Origin of the sequence: Streptococcus sp. k-402 (assembly GCF_013277515.1) — a bacterium.
GTDB lineage: Bacteria > Bacillota > Bacilli > Lactobacillales > Streptococcaceae > Streptococcus.
The window spans coordinates 1-4,666 of sequence record NZ_VMNB01000014.1 but is presented as its reverse complement, the minus strand read 5'-3'; the positions used below and the strand labels follow the sequence as shown (position 1 = coordinate 4,666).

Sequence of the window (4,666 nt, the reverse complement as noted above, 5' to 3'; positions counted from 1 at the left end):
AATGGTGGAGTTTCCAAAATAGAAATTTATGATAACCGAAGTAGAGCATGGTGGTACGCACGACCTTATACTAAAAGCTCTTATCAATTCTCTGGAGGAGTTCGTATTACATTAACAAATGGCCGTACCTTATATTACCCGGTAAGCGGTCAAGGTAGGGCAGGACAATCAGTTAGTGGTTCAATATATGTAAGCGGAAAAATAAAAAGAGTAACTTTTACAGGTGTAGCTTACGGCCCTGGTGGAATACAAATAGCACTTCCTCAATCAGAAACAAATAATTACAGTAGTGGTGGTTCAGGGATGAGCATACCGAACCCTGAAATTCTATACGAAGAATAATTCACTAACAAGAAAGAGACTGGGACAAAATTGTCCCAGTCTCTTTAAATTTCATCAACATCGAGCTGCTTTTTCATCTCAATAGCATCTTTTTACTCATAAATTAGATATAAACAAGTGTTTTCCATGGCAGTTACAACCATTTGAACCATACTTAGATTTTTGAACAGTGCTTAATCTAAAAAATCATAAATATCTGTCTGTCGACTTCTTTCTTCAGCTTGCTTGATTATCTCTGCAGTTGGTACTTGTCGATTATCAGTAATCTGCATTTCATAGCCTATGACCTTTCGGCCATTTTTAACTACGTTTAGATAAACATCTACCCCTAATTTTTTCTCTAGCTCTTCTGCCCCAACTTTCAGACAGTTCCTTGCAAAGATTGCAGGGGGCATTCTTCTCTCTTCCCCTAAAAACCAATCTTGCCAATCGTCTAAATCTCCTTGAATGGTTGTGACACGTTGATTTTTAAAGCGATTTGCTTCCCACAATTTCATCAAAACAATGGCATACTTTGATTTGATTTGAGCTAACTCTGCCAATTTGAACGAGAAGAACTGGCTACGTAAAGCAAATACGTAAGGCGCAGCATCTTCTGAAAAGATAAATTCCACTTCGCCATTAGCTAAGAATTTAATTTTTCTAAATAACTGGGTCATCAATATCCCTTTAACGCCATTCTCAACGATTGGCAGATATAACGCAGTGTTTTCGTTTAGGGCTTTAAAGCCACGTGCCACACGCTCATAGTTTTTCCCTGAAGCGTTCAATCCAAAGTGCTTCAGCACCTCTTTTGCATTTGTCGTAAATGTATCTGTTGCAGTGCTTTCTTTGGTCACATAGCTAAAACAATAGTCCAGTAGCTTATGTTCAAAGGCTTTTAAATTCCCAAAGGCTTTGGCTAGGTCATTCGCTTGTACTACTAGATAATCTTGTCTAGACATCAAGCCCTCAAACGCATTTTCTGACTTCCCTTTTTTCATGGCTTAACCTCACGTACTTTTTTGTCATAAATGATTATATAATATTACATGACAAACTTCAAGTAATTTATTACTTTTTTGTCATGTATCACGTACTTTTTTGTCATGTATCACGTACTTTTTTGTCATGTATCACGTACTTTTTTGTCATGTATCACGTACTTTTTTGTCACTTATCTCCTCGCAAACCCTTGATAATACTGACTTTTTAGCACCCCCAAAGTATATATAAAGTAAGTTATAAAGTAAGTATGAAAGTAACTCCTTTAGAAAAAATCCTTCATTTTTTTAATTTTTCAAAAAAAAAGACCCTATCGGGCCAATCTCTTAAAAATGCATCCGGGGTCTTTACAGCTCGAAGCTGAAGGCAGTCCCACACCCGACACAAAATAGTGCCCTTTGAGCTATCCGTTTCCAGTTGCCCGATCTATAAAGAGATTCACGCCACCGACCGTATCGCTGAGGCGCCTCAATTTGATTATATCACAAATGTCTATTTTTGACACCCATTATAAAACTATGTTATAATTTAATCAACAACAAGAGTAGTGAGTTCATCACGCTAAACGAAAAGCACCCTGTCCGCCAAGACTTAGGGTGCTTTTTTTGCGCTAGCTACAACACACTAGCGTTCGTGAAAAGTGACACTATTTCTCGTTGTCATCGAAGCGCTTTTCAATCCACTTCATCCCATAGGCTTTCCCCAACTCGTACGCTAAGGGCAACACTACTCGGACAACAACAAGAAGAGTAATGAGTTCTAACAAGCTAAACACCTCCTTTCGAAGGCTTAGTGCCAGAATATTGCTATTATACCATGTCCGCTTGCTTTATTCCATGGTCTATTTGACAACAAGGAACCTAGGTCGTTAGTCTTTGGTTTGTCGGTCAGCTGAACAAAGTTCAGACTGAACCGCCTTAACCAGTCTAACTTGACCTAGCTTATTGTCAAATAGCTTTCACGGCATAAATCGCTCAGATACTCCGCCCTTTTGTAGGCTCATGTCTTTTCCTAGACAGTTCTCGTGTCTGTCTTAAGTTTTCTAAACGCTTATTGAGACTGGTTACTTCTTTTTCTGTTATGACTTCAGAAAGGTCATCTAAGAGATTTTTAGAAACTTTCAACTCCCTGTTTTCTAGCTTTAATGCTTTGTTTTCAGTCTCTAATTGCTGATTTTTCCATTCTGCATGAGATAGGCTATTTTCAAGCCTACTCTTTGCTTCTTTCATGCCTGCTAGTGCATTTCTAAGTAACTCATTTTGATTGACCGCCTGCTCCAACTTCTCTACAACATCAGACACAAACGTCTTCAGTCGTCCAACAAAATCCGAAGTAAAATTAAAGCCATCGCCAAACAGTTTAGGAGTAGCATTTTCTAATTCTTCCTGCAACTCTTTGGCAACTCGACGTCTATCTAAATCTCTATACGAAATTTTCGATAAGTTACTTGATTGTTCCACCAAAAGTTGCGTTTTTTCTCTATGAGCTCTCTCCAGACGAACCACATCATCGCTCAGACGCTTAGAATCGCTTTTTAACCCCTTTATTTCCTCCTGACGACTATTTACCTCAGATAGCTCTGAGAGCCTCTCAGAAGCCTCAGAATCGATTTTACCGTATTCGTCAATCTTTTTCTCAAGGACACCCTCTAAACGTCCTAAATCTGCCCTTAAATCGTTTCTATGAGTGTCTAGCCATTTGAAACGCTCTTCCAACGTCGCTTCTCGGATGTTAAATGTCACGTCTGAATCTGCAAACAAAGAACCTATGTCCTCATAATCTTGAATTTCTGACATTGTTGCAGGCCTACGTTCTTCCGTATGCCAATATTTTGGCGCGCCTAAATCTAGCAATTCCTGATTAAGAGCTTCACGCCCCATTTTTTCCTTGTAGTCCGCCACACTCAAATGCTGTTCTTTGCTATCTCGCTTTCCACGTTGCAACTCAAAACCATGCTCATTCATGTACCTTGGCAAATCTTCCTGAATATGCTTTAGCTCCTCACGGTTAAACATAACCTTTGATGACAGCTTACCATTTCTCATTGGCACAATCCCTAAGTGCATGTGTGGGGTACTCTCATCAAGATGTACGCTGGCATAAGCAACGTTGGTTTCTCCGTAATTCTCCGCGAAGTAGTTTTTAGCCGTTTCAAAAAATTTTCTCGTCTGCTCCTGGCCCAACTTTTCAAAAAAATCTTTATCTGACGTAATAATCCATTCATCACACAAAACAGCGTCTTTCCGTATCCCACGTTTAGAACTCTTGTTCTCGTTCACATAGTCCTTAATTTGCCGTTCATACGACACAGAGCGGTCACGATCCGTCAACTCGTAGTTGAGGTGTGACCTGCTCGTGTCGATGTCTTTGTTTGAGTGCTTTTCAAAAATCCGTTCATTGTGCTTATGTGCGCCACCCAAATTCCCAACTTTCATTTTCTGCATTCTCGCAACCATGTAGCTCATAACTTTTACCTCCTCAGGTGGGTCATTCGAGTAGCGAATGACAGACGAGCCGGCAAGCCTATTGCTCGTCTATTGTGATAACATTCTAGCTAGAATTTTAGCACAAATTTCGGCTAACTTCCATGTAAAGTATAACGCACTATACTTTACTTCGTAAAGGTGCGTTCTCCGAAGGCTCTTGCAGAGAGCTAGTCCGCCCACTTTATGCCAGGGCGGACTACAAAAAAAGCCCTCGAATCGCAAGGGCATTTTTTGAAAATGACAGTCGGACGGCTTCGCTATTGTCCGACCAAAAAATCAAAGTAAACATAGTTGAGAAAATTATCGCCATAGGAAACATTGATACTATCAACTCCACACATCCTACATAGACAGTTTCCATTATATTTTTTAATATTCTTCAAAACTATATCTTATACAAATTATTTAATCTTTCTAACTCTAATACATTCATACATACTTCTACTCCAGTAACTCCCCCCTTACTATGAATAACCCCACAAGAAAACACAATCCTCTCCTTACTCAAAATATTTGACAACACTACTAATGATTCTAAAATATAATCCTTTATAATAATAAAACTATTATTTTCATCCTTAGCAAACTCTATAAATCCAATATCCTTACACCTATCACCAAGATGAAACCTAAGTGATTTCAAAAAATAATCAAAAAAAACATCACCCTTCATAGAAAACCCTTTCATTTTTTAAAATATTCTGATATAATCATACAAAAAATAAAGGAGAACTACCATGAAAAAACTTATTTTATTTATAACTACCTTTCTCACTCTTCTTTCATTTACTGTTACAACATATGCCGAAACTCCAAAAGCAAACCAAATCACCCCATATTCTACTGCAACTGGA

Annotated in this window: 4 protein-coding genes; 1 reads left to right on the top strand and 3 read right to left on the bottom strand. The window is 38.6% G+C overall.

Features of this window, described 5'->3' with window-relative positions; genetic code table 11:
• A partial coding sequence (locus tag HT724_RS09170) for a hypothetical protein (RefSeq protein WP_173293584.1) occupies positions 1 to 342 on the top strand: 342 nt, incomplete at its 5' end.
• A gap of 173 nt (positions 343 to 515) precedes the next feature.
• On the opposite strand, the gene HT724_RS09165 is transcribed toward HT724_RS09170, so the two are convergent.
• The 3 genes from HT724_RS09165 to HT724_RS09155 form a co-directional block, all read right to left on the bottom strand.
• Positions 516 to 1,325: a replication initiation protein gene (locus HT724_RS09165; protein WP_173276860.1), complete on the bottom strand. Its 810-nt coding sequence runs from the start codon at positions 1,323 to 1,325 to the stop codon at positions 516 to 518.
• 975 nt (positions 1,326 to 2,300) lie between these two features.
• Positions 2,301 to 3,791, bottom strand: coding sequence for a MobV family relaxase (gene mobV, locus HT724_RS09160; RefSeq protein WP_173276859.1), 1,491 nt, complete (start codon positions 3,789 to 3,791; stop codon positions 2,301 to 2,303).
• Positions 3,792 to 4,197: 406 nt separating this feature from the next.
• A complete protein-coding gene (locus HT724_RS09155) occupies positions 4,198 to 4,485 on the bottom strand; it encodes a hypothetical protein (RefSeq protein ID WP_078373521.1) in 288 nt (95 codons plus the stop codon).
• Between the last annotated feature and the right edge of the window lie 181 nt (positions 4,486 to 4,666).